The organism is Streptomyces sp. NBC_01426, assembly GCF_036231985.1.
In the GTDB taxonomy this organism is placed as follows: domain Bacteria; phylum Actinomycetota; class Actinomycetes; order Streptomycetales; family Streptomycetaceae; genus Streptomyces.
Genome location: NZ_CP109500.1, coordinates 3,497,214 through 3,519,856, shown reverse-complemented (window position 1 = coordinate 3,519,856; position 22,643 = coordinate 3,497,214). Strand labels below are relative to the sequence as shown.

23 protein-coding genes are annotated in these 22,643 nt (G+C 73.4%); 9 read left to right on the top strand and 14 right to left on the bottom strand.

The genetic code is table 11. From position 1 onward, the window contains the following. The first annotated feature begins 86 nt into the window (after positions 1-86). Positions 87-590 (top strand): MarR family winged helix-turn-helix transcriptional regulator, encoded by a 504-nt coding sequence (locus OG906_RS15455; RefSeq protein ID WP_329443326.1) that lies wholly within the window; start codon positions 87-89, stop codon positions 588-590. An 81-nt stretch (positions 591-671) separates the two neighbouring features. Here the strand turns inward: OG906_RS15455 and OG906_RS15450 are convergent, their stop codons facing one another. Both OG906_RS15450 and OG906_RS15445 read right to left on the bottom strand, forming a co-directional pair. Further along, on the bottom strand, positions 672-1,301 hold the full coding sequence (locus OG906_RS15450; protein WP_329443324.1) for a hypothetical protein: 630 nt from the start codon (positions 1,299-1,301) through the stop codon (positions 672-674). 140 nt (positions 1,302-1,441) lie between these two features. Then, positions 1,442-1,885 (bottom strand): SRPBCC domain-containing protein, encoded by a 444-nt coding sequence (locus OG906_RS15445; protein WP_329443323.1) that lies wholly within the window; start codon positions 1,883-1,885, stop codon positions 1,442-1,444. 277 nt (positions 1,886-2,162) lie between these two features. Between OG906_RS15445 and OG906_RS15440 the strand changes: the two genes are divergently transcribed. Then, the gene (locus OG906_RS15440) at positions 2,163-2,777 is read left to right on the top strand and encodes a hypothetical protein (RefSeq protein WP_329443321.1); all 615 of its coding nucleotides are present in this window, start codon (positions 2,163-2,165) and stop codon (positions 2,775-2,777) included. A gap of 42 nt (positions 2,778-2,819) precedes the next feature. On the opposite strand, the gene OG906_RS15435 is transcribed toward OG906_RS15440, so the two are convergent. The 3 genes from OG906_RS15435 to OG906_RS15425 form a co-directional block, all read right to left on the bottom strand. Next, complete coding sequence (locus OG906_RS15435; protein ID WP_329443319.1) at positions 2,820-3,596, bottom strand: enoyl-CoA hydratase/isomerase family protein; 777 nt, start codon at positions 3,594-3,596, stop codon at positions 2,820-2,822. Continuing rightward, a complete protein-coding gene (locus OG906_RS15430; protein ID WP_267798491.1) occupies positions 3,593-4,012 on the bottom strand; it encodes a Zn-ribbon domain-containing OB-fold protein in 420 nt (139 codons plus the stop codon). The genes OG906_RS15435 and OG906_RS15430 overlap by 4 nt, the downstream gene beginning before the upstream one ends. A gap of 104 nt (positions 4,013-4,116) precedes the next feature. Next, positions 4,117-5,268, bottom strand: coding sequence for a lipid-transfer protein (locus tag OG906_RS15425; RefSeq protein WP_053681191.1), 1,152 nt, complete (start codon positions 5,266-5,268; stop codon positions 4,117-4,119). A 93-nt stretch (positions 5,269-5,361) separates the two neighbouring features. On the opposite strand from OG906_RS15425, the gene OG906_RS15420 reads away from it, so the two are divergent. Continuing rightward, positions 5,362-7,140 carry a FadD3 family acyl-CoA ligase gene (locus OG906_RS15420; RefSeq protein WP_329443316.1) on the top strand — a complete coding sequence of 593 codons (1,779 nt, stop codon included), beginning with the start codon at positions 5,362-5,364 and terminating at the stop codon, positions 7,138-7,140. A 68-nt stretch (positions 7,141-7,208) separates the two neighbouring features. Here OG906_RS15420 and OG906_RS15415 read toward each other — a convergent pair whose 3' ends face one another. Then, positions 7,209-7,955, bottom strand: a complete 747-nt coding sequence (locus OG906_RS15415; RefSeq protein ID WP_329443314.1) for a class I SAM-dependent methyltransferase — start codon at positions 7,953-7,955, stop codon at positions 7,209-7,211. 85 nt (positions 7,956-8,040) lie between these two features. On the opposite strand from OG906_RS15415, the gene OG906_RS15410 reads away from it, so the two are divergent. Continuing rightward, positions 8,041-8,850: an IclR family transcriptional regulator gene (locus OG906_RS15410; protein ID WP_329443312.1), complete on the top strand. Its 810-nt coding sequence runs from the start codon at positions 8,041-8,043 to the stop codon at positions 8,848-8,850. A 192-nt stretch (positions 8,851-9,042) separates the two neighbouring features. On the opposite strand, the gene OG906_RS15405 is transcribed toward OG906_RS15410, so the two are convergent. After that, entirely contained in the window at positions 9,043-9,234 is a 192-nt protein-coding gene (locus OG906_RS15405; protein WP_053681195.1) for a hypothetical protein, read from the bottom strand. A 173-nt stretch (positions 9,235-9,407) separates the two neighbouring features. Then, the gene (locus tag OG906_RS15400; RefSeq protein ID WP_329443308.1) at positions 9,408-12,533 is read right to left on the bottom strand and encodes an AfsR/SARP family transcriptional regulator; all 3,126 of its coding nucleotides are present in this window, start codon (positions 12,531-12,533) and stop codon (positions 9,408-9,410) included. Positions 12,534-12,676: 143 nt separating this feature from the next. Between OG906_RS15400 and OG906_RS15395 the strand changes: the two genes are divergently transcribed. After that, positions 12,677-13,897, top strand: a complete 1,221-nt coding sequence (locus OG906_RS15395; protein ID WP_329443306.1) for an amidohydrolase family protein — start codon at positions 12,677-12,679, stop codon at positions 13,895-13,897. Positions 13,898-14,338: 441 nt separating this feature from the next. Continuing rightward, positions 14,339-15,013, top strand: coding sequence for a trypsin-like serine peptidase (locus tag OG906_RS15390; RefSeq protein ID WP_329443304.1), 675 nt, complete (start codon positions 14,339-14,341; stop codon positions 15,011-15,013). Positions 15,014-15,209: 196 nt separating this feature from the next. Here OG906_RS15390 and OG906_RS15385 read toward each other — a convergent pair whose 3' ends face one another. The 3 genes from OG906_RS15385 to OG906_RS15375 all read right to left on the bottom strand — a co-directional run bounded on the left by OG906_RS15385 (position 15,210) and on the right by OG906_RS15375 (position 17,755). Then, positions 15,210-15,650 (bottom strand): NUDIX hydrolase, encoded by a 441-nt coding sequence (locus OG906_RS15385; RefSeq protein WP_329443303.1) that lies wholly within the window; start codon positions 15,648-15,650, stop codon positions 15,210-15,212. 207 nt (positions 15,651-15,857) lie between these two features. Beyond that, positions 15,858-16,469 (bottom strand): RBBP9/YdeN family alpha/beta hydrolase, encoded by a 612-nt coding sequence (locus tag OG906_RS15380; protein WP_329443301.1) that lies wholly within the window; start codon positions 16,467-16,469, stop codon positions 15,858-15,860. Positions 16,470-16,639: 170 nt separating this feature from the next. Further along, positions 16,640-17,755, bottom strand: coding sequence for an ABC transporter permease (locus tag OG906_RS15375; protein ID WP_329443299.1), 1,116 nt, complete (start codon positions 17,753-17,755; stop codon positions 16,640-16,642). On the opposite strand from OG906_RS15375, the gene OG906_RS15370 reads away from it, so the two are divergent. Next, positions 17,754-17,918, top strand: coding sequence for a hypothetical protein (locus OG906_RS15370; protein ID WP_329443297.1), 165 nt, complete (start codon positions 17,754-17,756; stop codon positions 17,916-17,918). The genes OG906_RS15375 and OG906_RS15370 overlap by 2 nt on opposite strands. Here OG906_RS15370 and OG906_RS15365 read toward each other — a convergent pair. From OG906_RS15365 to OG906_RS15355, 3 genes are read right to left on the bottom strand one after another with little or no spacing between them, the layout of a single operon-like run. Next, complete coding sequence (locus tag OG906_RS15365; RefSeq protein ID WP_329443295.1) at positions 17,911-18,780, bottom strand: ABC transporter ATP-binding protein; 870 nt, start codon at positions 18,778-18,780, stop codon at positions 17,911-17,913. The genes OG906_RS15370 and OG906_RS15365 overlap by 8 nt on opposite strands. Next, positions 18,777-19,874: a peptidoglycan-binding protein gene (locus tag OG906_RS15360; protein WP_329443293.1), complete on the bottom strand. Its 1,098-nt coding sequence runs from the start codon at positions 19,872-19,874 to the stop codon at positions 18,777-18,779. The genes OG906_RS15365 and OG906_RS15360 overlap by 4 nt, the downstream gene beginning before the upstream one ends. After that, positions 19,871-20,425, bottom strand: coding sequence for a hypothetical protein (locus OG906_RS15355; RefSeq protein WP_329443291.1), 555 nt, complete (start codon positions 20,423-20,425; stop codon positions 19,871-19,873). Before OG906_RS15355 ends, OG906_RS15360 begins: the two co-directional genes overlap by 4 nt. Before the next feature lie 89 nt (positions 20,426-20,514). Between OG906_RS15355 and OG906_RS15350 the strand changes: the two genes are divergently transcribed. After that, complete coding sequence (locus OG906_RS15350) at positions 20,515-21,180, top strand: response regulator transcription factor (RefSeq protein WP_053681212.1); 666 nt, start codon at positions 20,515-20,517, stop codon at positions 21,178-21,180. Beyond that, positions 21,177-22,637 (top strand): sensor histidine kinase, encoded by a 1,461-nt coding sequence (locus OG906_RS15345; RefSeq protein WP_329443288.1) that lies wholly within the window; start codon positions 21,177-21,179, stop codon positions 22,635-22,637. The genes OG906_RS15350 and OG906_RS15345 overlap by 4 nt, the downstream gene beginning before the upstream one ends. Positions 22,638-22,643: the final 6 nt, after the last annotated feature.

Below are 22,643 nucleotides of genomic sequence, written 5' to 3'. Positions count from 1 at the left end.
ATGGTGACATAGATATGCATGCTTGCATGCACGTAATTTCACGTCAACACACATATGGTCGCAGTCATGAATGTATGATGCGACACATGACGACGAACGAGCCGAGCGAGCCGAAGACAGCCGAAGAGCTGCTCGACGCCGTGGGCCCGGCCTTCTCCAAGCTGCGCCGCACCTCACTGCTGGAGGTCGAGAACCCCATCTCGGCGAAGGATCTCAGTCGCACGCTGGTGCTCAACCACGTCAGGGAGGCCACCCGGGACCCCGAACAGGAGATCACCGTCGGAGGGGTCGCCGAACTCCTCGCGGTGGACCCCTCGGTCGCGAGTCGGATGGTCACCGACAACATCAAGGCGGGCTACCTGGTCCGCGGCGCCTCCCAGCAGGACGGCCGCCGCAGCGTGCTCCACCTCAGCCCGGCCGGGCACGAACTCATGGAACGCTTCCGCCGCCATCAGCGCTCGGCCTTCGAGTACATCACCGCCGACTGGCCAGAGGACGAACGCCTGGACTTCGCCCGCCTCATGCTCAAGTACGTCGACTCCCTCGGCGACCTGCGCCGACGCGACCCGGCCGCCGACGCGCCGCGCTGAACCGACGCGCCGCGCTGAACCGACGCGCCGCGCTGAACCGACGCGCCGCGCTGAACCGACGCGCCGCGCTGAACCGACGGACTACGGCTGCTCGCGGTTCGGGGGCGGCCGGTGCCACGGCTCGGTCGCCGGGTCGGCCGGGCCCGAGGCCGGCGGGTACGAGGTGTCCGGGGGGTACGACCCGCTCGGCGGGTACGGATCGCTCGGCGGGTGCGAAGTGTTCGGCGGGTACGGGGCGTCGGTGGCGGCGTACGGGCCGTCCGTGGCGGGGAGGTCCCGCGGTCGGCGGCGCGCGGGACGCCCGCGCATCACGAACGCCGCGAGGATGAGCAGCGCGCCGCCCCCGAAGGCGTTGGCGACCCCGTCGCCGAGGCCCCCGCCGTCACCGCCGACCGAGAGGCTGCCCGCGGCCTGCCCCTGGCGCACCATCCACAGCACCGCGAAGCCGAGGACGATCACCCCCGCGAGCGCCATCAGCAGCCGTGAGCGCAGCAGGATCGCCGTGAGGGTGAGCAGCGCGGCGAGCACGAAGGGCATCACGAACGAGGCGAGCAGCGCGCCCTTGGCGTCGGTCACCCCGGCGGACGAGAAGAGGTCCGCGAGGCGGTAGTCCCGCCCGTGCCGACCCTCGTACCAGACGCGGAAGGGGCTCCACACGGCCACCGTCGCCCCGATCAGGCCCAGCAGGGAGCCGAGTACGTTGCGGATCAATGCCCGGCCCTCCGAGGTAGCGGTCCTGATCGAGCGGTCGTGATCCCGACGCTACGCCCCGGGCCCCCGACCCCGCACGCCGGACGGGGCGGGCGGGGTCGGGGCGGGCGCCGGCGGGGCGCCCGGCGGGTGCGGGCGGATCAGGGGGTGGTGCGCATGGATTCGACGCGGACGCGCAGGGCCTCGTTCATCGCCGCGAAGTCCCGGGCGTTCCTGGCCAGGAACCGGCCGAGGAAGGGGGCGAGCAGCCCGCGGACGCGTTCGCCGTGCTCCAGCCGGGTGGTGCGCCCCGGCCCCTCGGTCAGGTGGAAGACGTGCTCGGTGTCGAGGAGGCCGGGGACGAGGGTCCGGCGGACCCAGCGCAGTTCGGCGCCGGGCCGGGCCGCCACGACCCTCGGTCGCAGGGTGACCGGGTCGCCGGCCTCCGGGTACGTCCGCAGGGTCAGCCGCTCACCCGGGACCGGTTCGCCGTACGCCTCGCGAATGTACGGGTTCCACGTGCAGTGGCGGGGCAGGTCGGACAGCGTCGCCCAGACCTCTTCCGGTGTCGCGTCGATGGTGATGGTGGTGGAGATGGTGCGCACTGGTGCGGTGCTCCTCGTGGTGGTCGGTGTGCACCGAAGGGACGCGGGGGTGTGCGGTTCCGCCACCGGGTTCGGTGGTCGGGATGGAACCACGGATTCCGTCCGTCGTGGCCGGCGGTCCGGGGATCTTCGCCGGCGGCGGAGAGAGCGGAATCATTTGTTCCGGTCATGGGTGGACGAATGCCGATACGTCCGCCCGCCCCGGCGTCCCGGCCCCGTCCACCGGCCCGGACGGCTGGTAGCGTGACGCGCCGTTGCCCAGGGGAGGGGTCAGGCCATGGTGGCTGGACGTCGTGTCAGGTTCATCGCCGTCCTCGTGGGGGTGGTGCTCGCGCTCACCGGTTTCTCCTCGCACGGCGGGTCGAGCGGCAAGAGCAGGAGCAAGAGCAGCGGGGGAGGATGCTCCAGCTCCAAGAGCGGCTCCAAGAAGAAGTCCTACAGCGGCAACAGCGGAAGCGGCAGCAGCGGGAGCAGCGGGAACGCGACGTCCTCGCCCACCCCGACCCCCACCTCGGCCGGCGCCCGCGCCGAAGTCGTCACCTGCGCCGCTCCGGGCCGCCCCCGGGCCACGCTCAAGGTCACCTCCGAGTCGGGCGTCGAGCGCACCTTCTCGGTGTCCGTGGTCTTCGAGGGCGCGAACGGGCGGGTCGATTCCGGCTCCGCCGAGGTGCGGCTGAAGGCCGGCGAGAGCCGCGCCGCGGACGTGCCGATGACGTTCCCGGACCGTGCCGCCGATGTCCTGCGGTGCGTGGTCGGGCGGGTCGAGACCGTCTCGTCCTCGACGGCCGGCCCGTCGTCGACCCCGACCTCCGGCTCCGGCGGCGTGTCGAGGCCCAAGTCCACGAGCAAGCCCAAGTCCACGACCAAACCGAAGTCGAGGTCCGCTCGCTGAGCCTCGGCCACCGCACCCGGCCACCGCCCCGCCGCCGCGCGGTCAGCGCACCCGCGGTTCCGGCGCCGATCGCCGGTCGGTGAACAGGGCCGCCTGGCGCTCCGGAGGCAGGTTGCCCAGGGTGATCAGCGCCGGCGCCTGGTCCAGGGCCTGGTGCAGCGCGGCCCGTTTCGCCGACCAGAGCGCGCGCACGGTGCCCTGTACGGCCTCCGTCGGGTGGCCGGCCAGGATTTCGGCCGACCGCAGCGCCGCCGGCAGCAGTTCCTCGGGGGCGGTCACCTCCGAGACGAGGCCGATCTCGTACGCCCGCCGCGCGGAGAGCCGTTCGGCCGTGCCCATCAGCGACATCCGGGCGACCTCGCCGAAGGGCATGCGCTGCGCCATGTACACGGCCTCGTAGGCGCTGACCATCCCGTAGCTGGTGTGCGGGTCGAAGTACGTCGCCGTCGAGGAGGAGACGATGAACTCCGACTCGCCCAGCAGGTAGAACGCCCCGCCGCACGCCATGCCGTTGACGGCGGCGACCACCGGTTTCCACAGGTCGGCCGCCTTCGGGCCGATGGCGATCAGCGGATCGTCCATCGCGTACGGGGACGCCGGCTGCGGCACCTCCACGGACCGGTCGACGCCGGTGCAGAAGGCCGCACCGCCCGCGCCCGTGAGCACCACCGCCCGCACGTCCTCGTCGAAGCGGAACTCCCGCCATGTGGCAGCCAGTTCGGCAGCCGTGGCCAGGTCGACGGCGTTGTGCCGGTGTTCCCGGTCCAGGGTGACGACCGCGACCCCGGTCGCCTTGTCCCGCTCGACCCGCACCGTCACGACTTCTCCAGGATCCAGCGCGGCACGGCGATCCCGCCGGTCTCGGTGAACACGACCTGGACGCGCGCCCCGATCCGCAGCCGGGCGGGGTCCACCGAGTCCAGGGGGGCGTCGGCCGAGGTCACGAGGTTGCCGGCCAGCCGGATGTGCGGGGCGTCGGCGAGCTCGACGAGGATCACGTTGTACGGGGCCTGCGCGGCGTAGGCGGGCAGCAGGGGCGGGTGCGGCCGGACGTAGGACCAGATGCGGCCCCGCCCGTTCGTCAGCCGCCATTCGGAGGCGAAGGACCGGCAGTGCGGGCAGCACGGGCGCGGCGGGAAGCGGAGCCGGCCGCAGTCGGAGCAGGCCTGGACGCGCAGTTCGCCCCGGGCGGCGTACTCCCAGAAGGGGGCGCCGTCCTCGTCCGGGACGGGCAGGAGGAGCGCGTCGGTACCGGGAACGGCCGCGTCCGGAGCCGGGGCGGAGGCGGGCGTCGCGGGCGGGGGCGTCGCGGAGGGGGTCACGGCGGCGGTCACGGGGATCAGCTCCTCAGCAGGATCGCGGACGTCGGGACACCCTCGCCCGCCGTCACCAGGCAGGTCGCGGCGTCCGGCACCTGGGCGGTGGAGACGCCGCGCAGTTGCTTGACGCCCTCGTTGATCAGGTTGAAACCGTGGACGTAGGCCTCGCTCAGCCCGCCGCCCCCGGTGTTGATCGGGAGCCGGCCGCCCATCTCCAGCGCACCGCCCTCGGTGAACGCGGCGCCCTCGCCGCGCCCGCAGAAGCCGTAGCCCTCCAGGGAGAGCGGGATCAGCGGGGTGAAGGCGTCGTAGATCTGGGCGACGTGCACGTCCTCGGGGCCGAAGTCGGCCTGCTTCCACAGGTGTCGGGCGGCCGTCCAGGCGGGTCCCGAGAGCGGGTCGTCGTTCCAGTAGTTGACCATCCCGTGGTGCTGGGCGGGCAGGCCTTGGGCGACGGAGTGCACGTAGACGGGTCTCTGGCGGCAATCGCGGGCCCGTTCGGCGGAGACGATCACGCAGGCGAGCGCCCCGTCGGTCTCCAGGCAGTTGTCGAAGAGGCAGAGCGGGTCGCTGATCATGCGGGAGGTCATGTACATCTCGCGGGTCAGGGGGCGCTCGTACATCATCGCGGCCGGGTTCTCGTTGGCCCGGTTGCGGCAGGCCATCGCCACGTTGAAGAGGTGGTCGCGGGTGGCCCCGTACTCGTGCATGTAGCGCCGGGCCAGCATGGCTATCTCGTCGGCCGGGCGCAGCAGTCCGAAGGGGCGGGTCCACTGGCCGGGCGTGGGGAGTTGCACGGCGGTGTTCTTCCACGGGCGCGGCCCGGAGCCGCGTTTGCGCGAGCGCCAGGCGACGCCGACGGAGGCCTGGCCGGTGGCCACGGCGGCGGCGAGGTGGCCGACGGTGGCGCAGGAACCGCCGCCGCCGTAGCCGACCTTGGAGAAGAAGGTGACGTCGCCGGCGCCGATGGCCTTGGCCACCTCCACCTCGTCGGTCTCCTCCATCGTGTAAGAGGCGAACGCGTCCACCTCGCCGGGGTCGATGCCCGCGTCCGCGAGCGCCGCGAGGATGGCCCGGCAGGCCAGTTCCTTCTCGGAGCCCGGCAGTCGTTTGGCAAAGGGGGTCTGGCCGATGCCGACTATTGCCGTAGCGTCCTTGAGCGTTGCCGCCATCGCCACCTCCGGGGCTGCACCAGTACTGACAGCCGCGAAGGCTACAGCTAATCTGACGGATAGTCAGCTACTGGGCATCGGGGAGGGCGCACGATGGGCGAACACCGGCGCGACGAGGGCACCACGCGAGGCGACGCGCGAACCACCGGGCGAGAGGGCGCGCGAGGCGACGCGAACGACGGCCCGTACGGGACCGCCCACGCGGCCCCGGTCACCGCGACCACGCCCGACGGCCGTGCCGCGACCACGCCCGACAGGGACGGAGACCCCCGCGGCGACCTGCGCTGGGGCAGCATCCCCCGCCTGGTGCGTGCCGCCGCCGCCCGGCACGCCGACCACGAAGCCGTCGTCGACGGCCGCGTCCGCGTCAGCTACGCCCAGCTCGGAGAGCGGGTCGAGCGTGCCGCGGCGGCCTGCATCGCCGCCGGCGTCGAACCGGGCGACCGGGTCGCCGTCTGGGCGCCCAACACCCTCGACTGGATCGTCTCCGCGCTCGGCGCCGTCTCGGCCGGCGCCGTGCTCGTCCCCCTCAACACCCGCTTCAAGGGCGCCGAGGCCGCGTACGTCCTCCAGCGCAGTCGCGCCCGCCTCCTCTTCGTCACCGGCACCTTCCTCGGCACCTCCTACGTGGCCTCCCTGCGCCGTGCCACCTGCGAAGGCACCGGTACGGGCCCGCTGCCCGGGCTGCCGCACCTGGAACAGGTGGTCGTCCTCGCCGACGACGCCCCCGAGTCCTTCCGCACCTGGAAGGACTTCCTGGCGGGCGGTGACGGCGTCCCTGCCTCCGTCGTCCGCGAACGCGCCGACGCCATCGCGCCCGACGCCCCCTCCGACATCATCTTCACCTCGGGCACCACCGGCAGCCCCAAGGGCGCCGTCATCACCCACGCCCAGACGCTGCGCTGCTACGAGGTGTGGAGCGAGCTCGCCGGGCTGCGCGAGGGTGACCGCTATCTGATCGTGAACCCCTTCTTCCACACCTTCGGCTACAAGGCCGGGATCATCGCCTGCCTGATGCGCGGGGCCACGATGGTGCCCCAGCCCGTCTTCAACGTCGACACCGTCCTGGCCAACGTCGCCGCCGAACGGATCTCGGTGCTCCCCGGCCCGCCCACCCTCCACCAGTCCCTCCTCGACCACCCCCAGCGCGACCACCACGACCTGTCCGCCCTGCGCCTGGTCGTCACGGGCGCCGCCGTGGTCCCGCTGCGGCTCGTCGAACGGCTGCGGGGAGAACTGCGCATCGGGGTCGTCCTCACCGCGTACGGGCTCTCCGAGGCCGGCGGCATCGTCACCATGTGCCGGCGGGGCGACCCGGCCGAGGTCATCGCCGCCACCTCCGGCCGGGCCATCCCCGACACGGAGGTGCGCGTCGCCGGTCCCGACGGGGCGCCCCGACCGGTCGGGACCGCCGGCGAGGTGTGGGTCCGCGGCCACCACGTCATGCGGGGGTACTTCGAGGACCCGGCGGAGACGGGCCGCTCCATCACCCCCGAGGGCTGGCTGCGCACCGGTGACGTGGGGGTGCTCGACCGGGCGGGGAACCTGCGCATCACCGACCGGATCAAGGACATGTTCATCGTCGGCGGCTTCAACGCCTACCCCGCCGAGATCGAGCAACTCCTCGGCCTGCACCCGGACATCGCCGACGTCGCGGTGGTCGGCGTCCCGGACCCGCGGCTCGGCGAGGTGGGCAAGGCGTACGCGGTCCGCCGTCCCGGCTCCACCCTCACCTCCGACGACCTGATCGCCTGGTCCCGGCGGGAGATGGCCAACTACAAGGTGCCGAGGGAGGTGGAGTTCGTCGCGGACCTGCCGCGCAACGCGAGCGGAAAGGTCCTCAAGACGGAACTCCGCGCCCGCCACGCCTGAGGCGCCTGGCCGGCGCCCCGCGCGGGGTCCGGGGTCCCGCGCGGGGTCCGGCGCCCTGCGCGGGCCGGTCAGGCCGCGGGTGCCGGGTGGGCGGCCGGGCGTCGGGCCAGGGCGAGGCGCCAGTGGGGGGTGCCGTCGGGGCGGCGTCCGAAGTGTTCCAGCGGGGTCGTCTCCACGGTGAAGCCCGCCGCGCGCAGGTCCGCGCGGACCGGGCCCCAGGGGAAGGTGCGGTAGTACATGACGAACGCCGGCCGCCACACGGCGTTGCGCACCCGCATCGCCGCGTCGAAACCGGCCGTCGCCCACCACAGCGGGGAACTCGGCGGCAGCGGGGCCCCGATGGGGAAGGCGAACACCCCGCCGGGGCGCAGCGCGTCGTGCACCGCGGCGAAGAGGGCGGGCCGCTCGGCCGGCAGGAAGTGACCGAAGGCCCCGAAACTGACCGCGAGGTCGTACGTGTCCCGGAGCGCGCCGGGGAGGGCCCGCGCGTCGGCCCGAAGGAGGTCGACCCCCTCGGGGAGGGTCCGTGCCGCCTCCGCGAGCATGCCCGCGCTCAGGTCGACGCCCGTCACCCGGCCCCGGCACAGCCGGCGCAGCATGGGCAGCCCCGCACCGGTGCCGCAGCAGACGTCCAGCCCGGCGTCGAAGGACCCCTCGTGCAGGGCGAGGGTCTCCTCGACGGAGTCGAGGATCCGGTCGGGGGTGCGGAAGGGCGTGCCGTCGAACTTGGGCGCGAGCAGGTCGTATCCGCGCTCGACGGACGAGAGGGCCTGTACGGCCAGTTCGCGGAGGCTTGGTCCCTGTGAGGTGAACACGCCCTCAGCCTAATGACCGGCGCCATCGGCCGTTCGGATGTCCCGAAAGCAGCCATGAGCTGTCGTACAGTAGGGAAAGTCCATTTTGCCCAAGCTTGAGGTTTTCGTGGTGAGTGTCGTGCGGGACGGGGCGCCGGGCCGGAGCACGGCGACCGGCAGCAGCGCCCTGGAGAAGACACTGCGCGTCATGGAGGCGCTGAGCGCCCCCGGCGGACCGCGCCGACTCGTGGACCTGGCCGCCGGCTCCGGCCTTCCCCGGTCCACCGCCTGCCGGATCCTGACCTCCCTGGTCGAGCAGGGCTACGCCGTCACCGACGGCGAGGGCACCTACGGCATCGGGCTGCGGTTGCGCACGATGGCCGCCGACATCGGCGCCGAGGCGTCCGAGGGCATCGTCGAGCTGCTGGAGTTCCTGCGCCGGGGGACCGGGCAGACCGTCCACCTGGCCCTGCGCGGAGGGGACGGGCTGACCTGCGTCAGGAAGATCGACAGCGCGCAGTCCTTCCGGACCTCCTCACGTGTCGGCTCGCGATTCGCGATGCACTCGACCGCCCTGGGCAAGGCCGTGCTCGCGCACCTGCCGCCGGAGGAGGTCGACGCCGTGGTGCGCGCCGGCGGGCTGCCGCCGCTCACCGCGCGCACGCTGACCGACCGGGAGCGGCTCGCCGCGGACCTGGCCCGGGTCCGCGAGCGCGGCTACGCGATCGACGACGAGGAGAACGAGCCCTCGGTCCGCTGCCTGGGCGCGCCCGTCTTCGACCGGGACGGGACCCCGGTGGGCGGAGTCAGCCTGACCGCGGCCGGCCGGACGAGCACCCGCGAGGAACTGGAACGCTTCGCCCCACCCCTGCTCCAGGCCGCGCGGAGCGTGGAAGGACTGCTCCGGCGGGGCTGAGCGCGCGCCCCGCATCCGACGCGTGGCCCGCGCGTGTGGCCGAAGGCTTCCGGACGCGCACGTGCGGCGGCCGCGGTGGTCCCCCCGGGCCACCGCGGCCGCCGTCCCCCGTACGTTCCCCCGAGTCGTTCCCCGCGGGTCCCCCGTACGTCTCCCCCGTACGTTCCCCCGTACGTGTCGTGCTCGCCTCCGCTACGGACGCGGACCGGACGCGTGGTTGTCCAGCGTCACGATCTCCTCGTCCGCGGCCTTGTCTTCCTGCCCGAGCAGCGGCGTACCGCCCGAGGCATGGTTGTCCAGCGGTTTGATCTCGATGCCCGACGCGTGGTTGTCGAGCGGCTTGATGTCGCCTTCCTTCGGAAGGGCGTTCTCGTTCGTCGTCATCGGATCTCCTGATGGATGAGTCGGGCCCGTTCGGCGATTCCCCCGTGGACCGCCGAACGGGTAGTCCTCCAGTCGACCCGCGAGTCCCCCCGACGCGTCGAGTCGATGTACCCATCATGGCGTGCGGCGATAAACGAACGATGAACGTCCCGTTCATCCGGCGAAGACGCTGGTCAGGCCGCTACCTGTGAGGCGAGCAGGGAGCGGACTTCGGCCAGTTCCGAGGAACCGAGCCGCTCGAAGACCGTTTCGGCGTCCCGCCAGCACACCCGCGCCCGGTCCGTCTGCCCCAACCGCACCAGCGCCTTGCCGAGCACCGTCAGCACCGTGGCCCGCCGCCATTCGCCGCCGATCCCGCGCAGGGCGATGGCCTGCTCCGCGTGCGAGGCCGCCAACGTGGGCCGGCGTGCCGCGAGATGGGCTTCGGCGAGCCGGAAGTGGGTCACGCCCTCCCACAGCGGCTGCCGGTTGTCGTGGAAGAGCGTCAACGCCTCCGCGAGCTGCGCCAGGGCCTCGCCCAGCCGGCCCGCCCGGGTGAGCGCGATGCCCAGCGCGTACCGGCCGTTGGCCAGCCGCAGGGTCAGGCCCATCCGGTCGTAGATGTCGATGCCCTGCTGGGCGAGGTCTATGGCGCTGGTGAGCCGGCCCAGCATCACGTGGATCCGGGAGAGGTTGCACAGGGCGCTGGCCTCGCCGACGAGGTTCCCGTCGGCCCGGAAGTTCTCGATGGCCTCCAACAGGAACCGTTCGCCGTCCGCGTACCGGCTCTCGTACAGGGCGATGATGCCGCGGTCGTTGGGAGCCCAGCAGTTCGGCAGCGGGTCCTCGGCCTCGCGGGCCAGTGCCATGGCCCGGCTGGCCTCGTCGTCGGCCTCGGCGAACCGGCCCGCGACCAGGTGCACGATGGTGAGCGTGATCCGCGCCCGCCCCTCGGCGTGCGGGTCCCCGGCGGCGCGCGCGGCCTCGCACAGGGCGACGGCGGCCGACTCGTACTGCTTGGAGTTGGCCCCCGACTCGGTGAGGTCCTTGGCGGCCCACAGCAGGTCCACGGAACGGCGCAGCACGTCGACCAGGCCGCCGCGCCCGGTGGTGCGCACGGAGGCCTGTCGGACGCAGGCCAGCAGCGGGTCCGCCTCGGCGAACAGCCAGTCCAGCGCGGCGCGCGGCTCGGTGAAGGCCAGGCCCGGGTGGTGGGTGGCGGCCATGTGGGCGGGCAGCCGGTCGCCCGGCCGTTCCAGGGCGTACACGCCGGCGGCGGTGGCCAGGTAGAAGTCCAGGAGCCGGTCGAGGGCGGCGTCGCGGCCGCTCGGCGGCTGTTCGTCGCGCTCCGCGCAGGCCCGCGCGTAGAGCCGGACCAGGTCGTGGAAGCGGTAGCGGCCGGGTGCGGCGGATTCCAGGAGGGAGCAGTCGACTAAAGCCTCCAGGAGGTCCTCGGTGTCGTGCTCGGGCAGGTCGAGCACGGCCGCCGCCGCGGCGAGCGAGATGTCCGGCCCGTCGGCGAGCCCGAGGAGTCGGAACGCCCGCTGCTGGGCGGGCTCCAACTGGCCGTAGCCCAGCTCGAAGGTGGCCTTCACGGCCAGGTCCCCGGCCTGGAGCTCGTCGAGGCGGCGGCGCTCGTCGGCGAGCTTGGCGGCGAGGACGGACACGGTCCAGGTGCGGCGGGCGGCGAGCCGGGACGCGGCGATGCGGATGGCCAGCGGCAGGAACCCGCAGGCCCCGACCACGTCGAGCGCGGCCTGACGTTCGGCGCCGACCCGTTCGGCGCCGACGATCCGGGTGAAGAGCTGGAGCGCCTCCTCCGGGCTCATCACGTCGAGGTCGACGAGGTGGGCCCCGGCGAGGCCCGACATCCGGACCCGGCTGGTGACGAGCGCGGCGCAGCCCGCGGTGCCGGGCAGCAGCGGGCGGACCTGGGCGGCGTCGCGGGCGTTGTCGAGCAGGACCAGGACGCGCCGGCCGTCGAGGATGGACCGGTACAACGCGGCCCGTTCGGCGGGGGAGTCGGGGATCGCGGTGTCGGGGGTGCCGAGGGCCCGCAGGAAGGAGCCGAGCACGGCGACGGGCTCGGCCGGTCGCGGTTCGGTGCCCTGGAGGTCGACGTACAGCTGGCCGTCGGGGAAGTGCGGGCGGGCGGCGTGCGCGACGTGCACGGCCAGGGTGGTCTTGCCGACGCCGCCGATGCCGGCGAGCGCGGACACCGCCATGACCTGGCCCTCGGCGCCCGACAGGATCTCGCCCAGCTCGGTGACGAACGGGGCGCGGCCGGTGAAGTCGGGGACGGTCGCGGGCAATTGGGCCGGCCTCACGAGAACGGGAGCGGCGGTCGGCGCCGGGTCCTCGGCGAGGGCCAGTTCGGCGTCCGCGCACAGGATCCGGCTCTGGAGGGCGGAGAGTTCGGGTCGGGGGTCGACGCCGAGTTCGTCCGCCAGGAGCCGGCGGGTGTCGGCGTACACGGCGAGTGCCTCGGCCTGCCGGCCGCTGCGGTACAGGGCGAGCATCAGCAGCTCGCGCAGCCGTTCCCGCAGGGGGTGGGCGGCGGTGAGTGCGGTCAGCTCGGAGACGGCCTCGGCGTGGTGGCCGACCTCCAGGTCGAGGTCCAGGCGCGTCTCCAGCAGTTGGAGGCGCCATTCCGCGAGCCGGGTGCGCTCGGTGTCGGCGTGCGGGCCCGGCACCCCGGCGAGGGGTTCCCCGTCCCACAGGTCCAGGGCGCGGGTCAGGAGCGTACGGGCGAGGGCGCGGTCCCCGGCGACGCGGGCCTTCTCGGCGTCGCCGGCCAAGGCGCGGGCGATCCCGAGGTCCAGGGCGCCGGCGGGGGTGCGGATGGCGTAGCCGCCGGCGTCGGTGACGAGCAGCCCGGGGTCCAGGACCTTGCGCAGGCGGGAGGCGTACGTGCGGATGGTGGCGAGGGCCTGCTGCGGGGGGTCCTCGCCCCAGATCGCGTCGATGAGCTCGGGCGCGGTGGCGGTGCGGCCGTCGCGGAGCAGCAGCGCGGCGAGCAGGGCCCGCTGCTGGGGGCTGCCGGAGGGCAGCAGCTCGGGTCCGCGCCAGGCGCGGATGGGGCCGAGGACGGCGAAGCGGTTCCCGCAGGGGGCGGGTCGGGGCCGGTCGGTGTCCTCGACGGCGGCCCGCGGGGCGGTGGCGGCGCTCCCGGTGGCGGAGGTGTTCTCGGGGGCGGCCGCGGCGGTACTCCCGGCGACGGTTCGGGAGGAGGTTTCGGGCGGGGCGTCGACCGCGTCCGTGGTGGTCCGGGCTGCCTCGGGGTGGTTCCGCTGGTGCGGGATGGCCGGTACGCCGTCCATCTGTCGTCCCCCCTGCCTTCCGTCGTTGTAAGGGTCAGTCTGCCCTGTCTTGCACGTACACGTCAGCCCGCAGCGGACTGATCGCTTCCCCGGTGCCGCACAACTAGCTGACGGTTCGTCAGATCGGCGCTACCGTAGTTCACATGGAGACCTTCCCGAAGATCATCTCGGTGGACGACCACACGGTGGAGCCCCCTCATGTCTGGCGGGACCGGCTCCCGTCCAAGTACCACGACGTCGGCCCCCGCGTCGTCCGCGCGCCCCTGAAGGAAATGACCTTCCTCGGCGGCAAGTTCGCCCCCGTCATGGGGGCCGAGGGCGACGACGGCCCGATAGGCGACTGGTGGGTCTACGAAGACCTGCACCGCCCGCTCACCCGCCTCGACACCGCGGTCGGGTACGACCGCGACGAGATCAAACTGGAAGTCATCACCTACGAGCAGATGCGCCCGGGGTCCTTCTCGGTTCCCGACCGGCTCGCGGACATGGACGTCAACCACGTCCAGTCGGCCCTGTGTTTCCCCACGTTCCCGCGCTTTTGCGGGCAGACCTTCACCGAGGCCAAGGACCGGGAACTGGGACTGCTCGGCGTACGCGCCTACAACGACTGGATGGTGGAGGAGTGGTGCGGCCCCGAGGCGGCGGGCCGGCTCATCCCGCTCACCCTCGTCCCCCTCTGGGACGCCCGCCTCGCCGCGGCCGAGGTCCGCCGCAACGCGGCCCGGGGCGTGCGGGCCGTCGCCTTCTCGGAGATCCCGCCCCACCTCGGGCTGCCGTCCATCCACACCGACGACTGGGACCCGTTCCTCCAGGCGTGCGACGAGACCGGCACGGTCATCGCCATGCACATCGGTTCCTCCTCGCGCATGCCCTCCACCTCCGCCGACGCCCCGCCGGCCGTCGGCTCGACCATCACCTTCGCCAACTGCTGCTTCTCGATGGTGGACTGGCTGATGAGCGGCAAGTTCGAACGCTTCCCCAACCTGAAGATCATGTACGCCGAGGGGCAGATCGGCTGGATCCCCTACATCCTGGAGCGCGCCAACGTGGTGTGGGAGGAGAACCGCGGCTGGGGCGGGGTGGCCGACAAGGTGCTGCGCCCGCCGTCGGAACTCTTCGCCGAGCACGTCTTCGGCTGCTTCTTCGACGACGCCTTCGGGCTGAGGAACCTGGACTCCATCGGCGTCGCCAACGTCCTCTACGAGACGGACTACCCGCACTCCGACTCCACCTGGCCCAAGTCCCGGGAGGTCGGAGAGGCCCAGATGGGGCACCTCGCCCCGGACGTGATCGACCGCATCGTCCGCGGCAACGCCATCGACCTGCTGGGCCTCACCCCGGAAGGCCTCTGGCCGGGCGCGTGACCCCGGCCGCCGACGCCCCGCCCGGCCCGCGCGGCCCGCGACGATCGACGGGACCCGGCCCCGGCACGGTGATCGGCCCCGGACGGAACGCGTCCGGAGCCGATCACCGTGGCGCGCGCGACACAAGGGGCGTGATCCGGCGGGTCCTTGGCGCACCCCCGCCTTGCGGGCGGCAGTGACCCCAGGGCATGATTCGCCAGAGCAAACTGGGGGAGGATGACTGTGGTGGACAAGCGGACCGTGGTGACCGTCGTGTTGTGCGCGGTGGCCGCACTGGGGGCATCCGCCGCGATGACGAAGGTGGTGCCGGCCGCGGACCAGGCGGCGACCACACAGGCGAAGGGCTCCCCCTCCGGGGCGGCGTCGCCCAGCCCGTCATCGCGATCGCAATCACCGAAGCAACCGCAACTGTCCACGTCTCCGGCACCCCGGGCGACTGCCGTGACCCCCGGCCCGGGCGGACCCGTCAAGTTCGCCGGTGCGCTGTTCGAAGGCAACCCGGAAGGTCGTGTGGACGGCGACCACTTCTGTACCGCGACCGTCGTGCACAGCCCCGGACGCAACCTGATCGTCACCGCCGGGCACTGCCTGGCCCCCGGCAAGCAGGGCGCCAACGGCCCCATATTCGCACCCGCGTACGCCGGTACCACGGCCCCGCTCGGAGCCTGGCGGCTCGAAGAGGTCTACGAGGACGAGCGCTGGACCGACGACGCGAACGACGACTACGACCTCGCCTTCGCCCGCCTCGCCCCCGACTCCTCCGGCCGCAACATCGAGGACGTCACCGGCGCGGCCGCCTTGGACACCACGGGCCGCACGGGCGAGCAGGTCACGGTGACGGGCTACCCGGCCGACCGCGGCGTGCCGCGCACCTGCACGGCGGTGGCGGTGCGCGAGAAGGCCTCGGAGCAGCGGTTCGACTGCGCCGACTTCCCCGGGGGCACCAGCGGCAGCGCGTGGATCGCCCGCGACGGCAAGATCGTCGGCGTGCTGACGGGCGGCGACACGGACGACGTCTCGACGAGCACCGTCCTGGGGGAGTACGCGGCCACCCTCTACCGCCGGGCGACCGGAACCGCACCCGCGAGCCCGCCCGCGAGCGCCCCGCCGCGCTGAGCCACCCGAACCGTACGGCGCCGATCCGTACGGCGCCGATCCGTGCGGCGCCGTGCGCGCGGTACCGGTCCGCACCGCGTCGACGTGCCGCACGACGCCGCGCCGAGCCGATCCGTACCGCGCCCGGTCGGCACGTCGGCGCGGTCGTCCCGCGCCGCGCCGCGTCCCGACGGGCCGGACCCGGGCCGGCCCCCGCTCACACCATCAGGCCGAAATGCACCGGCTCGGCGGACACGTCCGCGAGCAGGTCCGCCAACCGCGGCGGCCACAGCGGCTCCCCGAGCGTGGCCAGCGCGTCCCGGGAGAGCCAACGCCACTGGGCGTCGGGCGACTCCGGGACGGGATCGCGCAGCGGGCCCGTGGTGACGTAGATGTGCTCGTGCTGCCGGACGGGGATGCCCTGATGGGTGAAGTCGTGCTCCCAGGTGCAGAGCAGTCGCCGAGGTTCGAGATCGGTCCACCCGGTCTCCTCGCGCAACTCGCGCCGCACACATTCCTCGGGACTTTCCCCGGGGTCGATTCCCCCGCCCGGGGGAAGCCAGTGGATGCCCACTTCCACATTGTTCTCCCGAAAGAGAAATATGGATCCCGTGGGCGACAGGACCACAATGCGCGCTGCCTGACGTGGAGTTCTCATCAGATCAGGGTACGACCGAGAGGGCCGTTGGGTAACTGTCGTGCAGCCGGACGCATTTCCCGAATTCCCCGGAACGGAGAAGATTGAAACCGGCGAAATCGGGGGAGTCGGCTGATTCCCGGGGCCGTTGACGAAATCGGGATCGGCGGTGGGCGGTACCCGCGCCCCCGAAGGGCGCGGGCCCGGTTCACACGCCGCGGGCCCGGTTCAGCGCGCGCGGGACCGGATCGGGGCGTCGTCGTCGCGGCCGACGCACCAGTCGAGGAGCGAGGGCCAGGGCCCGTATCCCGCGTCCTCGCCCAGGTGCCCCTGGCCGGCCAGGACGTCCACGGGCAGGCCGAGCGGCTCCGCGAAGACGGCGTCGGCGCCCTGCGGACAGCACGGGTCGTCGTCGCCGCCGACCATCCGGACGTACCCGGCACCTGCGTACAACTGCGCCGCCGACACCCGGGGCGGCGCGAAGGCGGCGACCTCCGGGTACCGCCCCAGGTAGCCCGCCGACGGCGGGGCGACGAGGAGCACCCGGTCGACCGGGACCGCCACGTCGCCGCGGGCCGCGGCGTGGAGCCACAGCACGCAGGCCAGGCTGTGGCAGACGACCGTGCGCCGCCGACCGCGCAGCGCGCCGAGCCGCTCGCGCAGCTCGGCCAGCCACACCTCCAGGTCCGGATGGTCCGGGTCGGGGAGGGCCGGGTAGTCGACGGCGTGCCCCGCGGCCGTGAGCCGTTCGGCGAGCCAGTGCTCCCAGTGGCCGGCGGGCCGATGGTTCTGCCAACCGTGGAGTATCAGGAAGCCGTCCTCGACCAGGGCGTCGGTCATCGTTCTCGCAATCGTGGGGAGACACCGGGAAGTTCGAAGCGATCATGACCGCGCCCCGTCCCCCGGGTCCAGTCCCTCCGGTCCGTCTCGTCCCTCCGGCCCGCCCGGTCCCGCCCGGGTCCTGTCGTCGAAGTCTCGCCCGGGCCGCGGCGAGACTCTGACGACAGGACCTACCCCGCCTGCAACGCCAGCGTCGGGGAGAGGCGGGCCGCGCGGACCGCCGGGTAGAGACCGGCGAACGTCCCGATGGCCAGGGTGGAGGCGAAGCCGCCCGTGACGGCCCAGAGGGGGACGACCCAGGGCAGGTCGCCGGCCCGGGCGTAGACGGCCGTGGCCGCGCCGCCCAGGACGATGCCCGCCACGCCGCCGAGTCCGGACAGCAACAGGGACTCCGTGACGAACTGGATCCGGACCTGCCCCTTGGTCGCGCCCAGCGATCTGCGCAGGCCGATCTCGTGGCGGCGCTCCAACACGGAGATGATCATCGTGTTGGCCACCCCGACCCCGCCCACGAGCAGGGCGATGCCGCCCAGGCCGAGCAGCAGGGTGCTGAAGGCCCCTTCCGTGGCGGCCTTGGCCTGGAGCGCCGCGGAGGGGTCGGTGACGGAAACGGTGCTGGGACTCGACGGGTTGGCCGTGCGGGCGACCAGGTCGCGGACGGCGGTGACCCGGTCGTCCGCCGAGCGTTCGTAGACGGCCGTCGGGTGGCCGTCGAAGCCGAGCAGGCGTTCCGCCGCCTCCCAGCCGACCAGGGCGGAGCGTTCGATCTCGGGGGCCAGCGGAACCGGTTCCAGGATGCCGATCACCGTGAAGTACCGCCCGCCGATGAAGACCTGCCGGCCCGGCTCCGTGATGCCGAGCCGGCGCGCGGAGACGTCGCCGAGCACGACGGAGGGATAGCGGCCGGTGGCCCCGTTGAGCCAGGTCCCCTTCGCCATCCGGGCGCGCAGCGTGTCGAGCAGTCGATCGCGGGCCGCCTTCACGGCGATGGCTCCCGTCTCCTCCTTCGGGATGTTCTCCGACCGGCGCACGGACTCCTTCACGTCACCCGTCGTACCGACCGACTCGACCCCCTCGATGCGGGCGATCATGCCCGGGGCGTCCTTCGGCAGCTTCGTGTCCTGCCCGCTGAACATGGACTGCCCCGGCGTCACGACCAGCATGTTCGTGCCCAGCTTGTCGAGTTCGCGCAGCAGTTTGGCCTGGCTGGACGAGGAGATGCCGACGACCGCGATCATCGTCGCGATCCCGATGGCGATCCCGAGCGCCGAGAGGAACACGCGCATGGGCCGCGACCGCAGCCCCGCCGAACCGACGTGGAACACGTCGCGGGGGCTCAGCCGCGGCGGGACGAGCCGCCGCGCGCGGATCCTCGTACCGGTCCTCGTACGCGTACGGGCCCTCGTGCGGTCCGTCGCACGGGCCCTCGTGGGGGTGTCGCTCACGTGACCGCCCCCGACCGGTTCCGGCCCGCGCCCTGGACCGGGGCGGGGTTCCACACGTCCGCGACGATCTCGCCGTCGCGGATCCGTACCTGGCGGGGCAGGCTCGCGGCGATCTCCTGATCGTGGGTGATCACGGCGATGGTGGCCCCGTCCGCGTTCAGTTCGCGCAACAGCTCCATCACCGCATCCCCGGACGCCGTGTCCAGCGCCCCGGTCGGCTCGTCGGCCAGCAGCAGATCCGGTTCGCCCGCCACCGCCCGGGCGATCGCGACGCGTTGCTTCTGCCCGCCCGACAGTTCGTGGGGGCGGTGGTCCATCCGGTCCCCGAGGCCGACCCGCTCCAGGGCCCGCGCCGCCCGGCGGCCGCGTTCGGCCCGCGAGAAGCCGCTGTAGAGCAGCCCCTCGGCGACGTTCGCCCGGGCGCTGATGCCCGGTACCAGGTGGAAGGACTGGAAGACGAAGCCGACGTGGCGGGAGCGCAGCGCGGACAGGGACCGGTCGGACAGGGCCGCGACGTCGTACCCGGCGATGGAGACCGAGCCGGCGGTCGGCCGGTCCAGGGTCCCGACGATGTGCAGCAGGGTGGACTTGCCGGAGCCCGACGGGCCGACGATGGCGAGGAGTTCGCCGCTCGTGACGGTCAGGTCGACCCCGCGCAGGGCCGCGACACCGCCCGGGTACTCCTTGGTGACGCCGGTGAGCTCCACGACGGTCGTGGCGGGCCGGTCCGCGGGCGGGTCCCCGGGCCGGTCCGCGAGACGTGCCGTCGTGGCGTGCGGGGTCGGGTCGTGTGGTGGCGCGTCGTGTGGTGGCGTGTCGTGCGGGGTCGGGTCGGGCGGGGCGTCGGGCGTGTCGTGTGCGGTCATGTGCCGGGGACCCCCACGTTCATGCCCTCCTTGAGGGCGCCGCCCTTGACCTCCACCCGGCCCTGCCCGAACATGCCCAGTTCGACCCGCACGTCGCGCACCGCGCCGTCCTCGACCACCTGCACGCCGAAGCCGCCGCCGCTCAGCGCCAGCAGCGAGTTGACCGGTACGGACAGCACTCCCGTCCGCGTCTCGCCGGTGAGCCGCACGGTGACCGGGGACCGGTCCGGGCCCTTGGCCCCGGCGGCGTCGTCGAGGGCCACGGCCACCTCCACCTTCGGCTTGTCGCCTCCGCCGCCCCCGCCCCCGCCGCCCGGGGGGTCGTCGGGATCGGCGGTGCTGCCCACCGACTCGATGGTCCCGCCGGCCGTGCCGCCGCCCGGCAGGTCGACGGTGACCTTGTCCCCGGTCTTCACCGAGCCCGCCTTCGCCACGTCCACCGCGAAGCGGACCGAGCGCCGCGTCCCGGTCAGCGTCAGCACCGGCTTGCCCGGGGCCGCCTCGTCGCCCACCGCCGCGTCGTGCTTCTGCACCCGCTGCGGGCCGGAGGCGAAGGCGACGGCCTCCTTGGCGACCTCGCCCGTCTCCTTCTCCTTGTGGGCCTTCTGCCACCGCTTGACCGCGGCCGTCGTGCCCGCCGTGAAGGTGCCGTCCGACGCGTCCAGGCCCGTCCCGTAACCGAGGGCCACAAGGTTCTGCTTGAGCTGCTTGACGTCCTCGCCCTTGTCCCCGCCCTTCAGCGGGCGGTACATCGGCGTGGCCCCGTACATGAGGCGCACCGCCCTGCCGTCGACCTCGTACAGCCTGTCGTCCCGCTCGACCACCGAGCCCTCCGCCGCCGTCCAGGTCAGCACCCCGGGCCCGGCGGCGTTCTGCTTGCGCTCCTTCGCGTAGCCGAGGGTGCCCTCGACCTGGAGGCCGGAGCTGAGGTCGCCGCGCTTGACGGGTGCGGTGGCCGGCGGGAGGCCGTCGGCGCGCCGGTCACCGGAACGGCCGGAGTCCTCCTGCGGTCCGGCCAGCACCACGTAGCCGCCGCCGGACGCGGCGAGCAGCACGGCCAGGGAAGCGAGCAGCCACCCGCGCCGCTTCCTCACGCCGCTTCACACTTCTTCTGGGCCTCCTCGAAGGCCTTCTCCTGCCCCTTGGGGATCTCCGTGGCGCTCTTCATGCCGCCCGTGTACTCGGGGTCCTTGAGGTTGACCCCGTTCTCGCGCATGCACCGGACCCACTTGAGTTCCTTGTCCTTCTCCTCCTGCGTGGGGCCGGCGCCGGAACCGGGGCCCTTCATCCCGCACGCCTCCATCGCCTTCTGCATCTTCTCCGGGTCGGCGCCGCCGCCGAGCGTCATGCCGCGCGGATCCTGACCGGGTTCCGGATCGGGCGCGTCGATGCCGTGTTCGCGCAGGCACTTGCGCATCTTCAGCGCGTCGTCGGCGATCTTCCCGCTGTCGCCGCCGCCTCCGTTCGACGCGTTGCCGCCGGCCGCGCCGTCCTTCTTGCCGTCCGAACCGTCCGAACCGTCGGAGCCGTCGGAGGCGCCGGTCCCGCCCGTGCACGCGGTCACGAAGAGGGTCAGACCGGTGAGCACCGCGGCCGTGCCGAGGGTCATGGATCGCTGCGAGGGTCGCCGTATGAGTCGCTTCATGGGCCCGACCCTGGGGCAAGGCGGGGTTTCGCTTCCCTCTCCCACCGGCCTTACGACGAGGAAATGTCCTTCTCGGGTAAAGAGGACGGATGCGAGTTCTGGTGGTGGAGGACGAGGAGTTCCTCCGGGAGATGATCGCCGAGGGGTTGCGCGGCGACGCGCTGGCCGTCGACGAGGCGGGCGACGGCCTGGAGGCACTGCACCGGCTGCGCCTCGGGGAGTACGACGTCCTCGTGCTCGACCGCGACCTGCCCGGCCTGCACGGCGACGAGGTCTGCCGCCAGGTGGTGCGCGAGCGGCTGCTGACCCGGGTGCTGATGCTGACCGCGTCCGGGAGCGTCCGGGACCGGGTGGAGGGCCTTGGGCTCGGCGCGGACGACTACCTCACCAAGCCGTTCGCCTACGACGAGCTGCTCGCCCGGGTCCTGGCGCTGGGCCGGCGCGCCCATCCCGCGCTGCCTCCCGTGCTGGAGCGCTCGGGCATCGCCGTGGACACCGCCCGGCGGTCCGCCACCCGCGACGGTCACCGGCTGGCGCTGTCCCGCAAGGAGTTCGCGGTGCTGGAGGCGCTGCTGCGGGCCGAGGGGGCGGTCCTCAGCAGCGACGACCTGATCGAGCGCGTGTGGGAGGAGGACACCTCCTACCGCACCAACGCCGTACGGGTGACCTTGAGCAAACTGCGCGCGAAGCTGGGCGAACCGCCGCTGATCGAGACGGTGCCGGGCGCCGGCTACCGGATCGGTGGTCCGCGATGAGAGCGGTGCTCCGCTCCGAGCGCGCCCGACTCACCACCCTCTACGGCACGCTCCTCCTCCTCGCCGGCGGCGGCCTGGTCGCCCTGGTGAACGTACTGGTCCGCAACGGGCTGCCCTCCCGCATCAACGGGGCCGTGACCACCACCATCCCCGCGTTCCGGCAGGGCGTCGGCCCGGTGCCCGGCGAGAAGGTCTGGGTACCCGCCGAGCGGCTCCCGGCCGAGGCCGTGCCGACCGCCGAGCAACTGGAGTCGTACCAGGTCACCCGCAACGTCTCCGCCGCCGTCGAACAGGCCACCCTCCACGAACTCCTCGTCGTGTCCCTCGTCGCCCTCGCCGTCTTCGCGGCCGTGTCCATGTGGCTGGCCTGGTGGATGGCCGGCCGCGTGCTGCGCCCCGTCGGCGTGATCACGGAGACGGCCCGCCGGCTGTCCGGCGCCAACCTGCACGAACGCATCGACCTCCAGGCCCCGCCCGGCGAACTGAAGCGGCTCGCCGACACCTTCGACGGGATGCTGGACCGGATGGAGGGCCTGGTCGGGGCGCAGCGCCGGTTCGCCGCGAACGCCGCCCACGAGCTGCGGACCCCGCTGGCCGTGCAGCGGGCCGCCGCCGAGATCGGCCTGGCGGGGGAGCCGACACCGCAGAAGGTGGCCCGGATCCGCCGCAAGCTGATCGGCGTCGCGGAGTCGAGCGAGCACCTCATCGAGTCGCTGCTGCTCCTCGCGGTCTCCGAGGAGGGGCTGGAGACGAAGACCCCGGTGGACCTGGCGGCCCTCACGGCGACGGAGACGGATGCGGCGACGGACGCGGCGACGGATGCGGCGGCGGACGCGGCGGCCGTGGAGGGGACGGCGGTGTCCGGGGCCGTGGCGGACGGGCCCCCGGCGTACGTGAACCCGCCGGACGGGCCCCCGGCGCACGGGGCGGCTGCGAACGGGACCCCGGCGCACGGGGTGGGCGCGGGCGGTCGCGCGCCGGCGTGCGGGGACGGGGGCGCGGCCGGGGCGCCGGTCCCGTCCGGGGCGTTGCCGACCGTCGTGCGCGATCTCGCGCCGCTGACCGTCGCCGGCGACCGGGCGTTGCTCGGGCACCTGGTGCGGAACCTCCTGGCCAACGCGGTCCGGCACAACCGGGCGGGCGGCCGGGTGAGCGTCACGACCTCCGCCGACGGCTCGTTGACGGTGTCGAACACGGGGCCGGTGATAGAGCCGGACGACGTACCGCGCCTGCTGGAGCCGTTCCGGCGCCGCGCCGAACGGTTGCACACGGCCGGCGAGGGCGCCGGGCTGGGGTTGTCGATCGTGGCCTCGATCGCGCGGGCCCACGGCGCGGAGCTGAGGGCCTGGGCCAACCCGGCGCCGGAGGGTGGTCTCACGGTCCGCGTCGAGTTCCCCGCGCCCGGCCGCCCCACCCCCACCCCGAACCCCGCCCCCGCCGGCGCCCGCCACCCCTGACCCGCG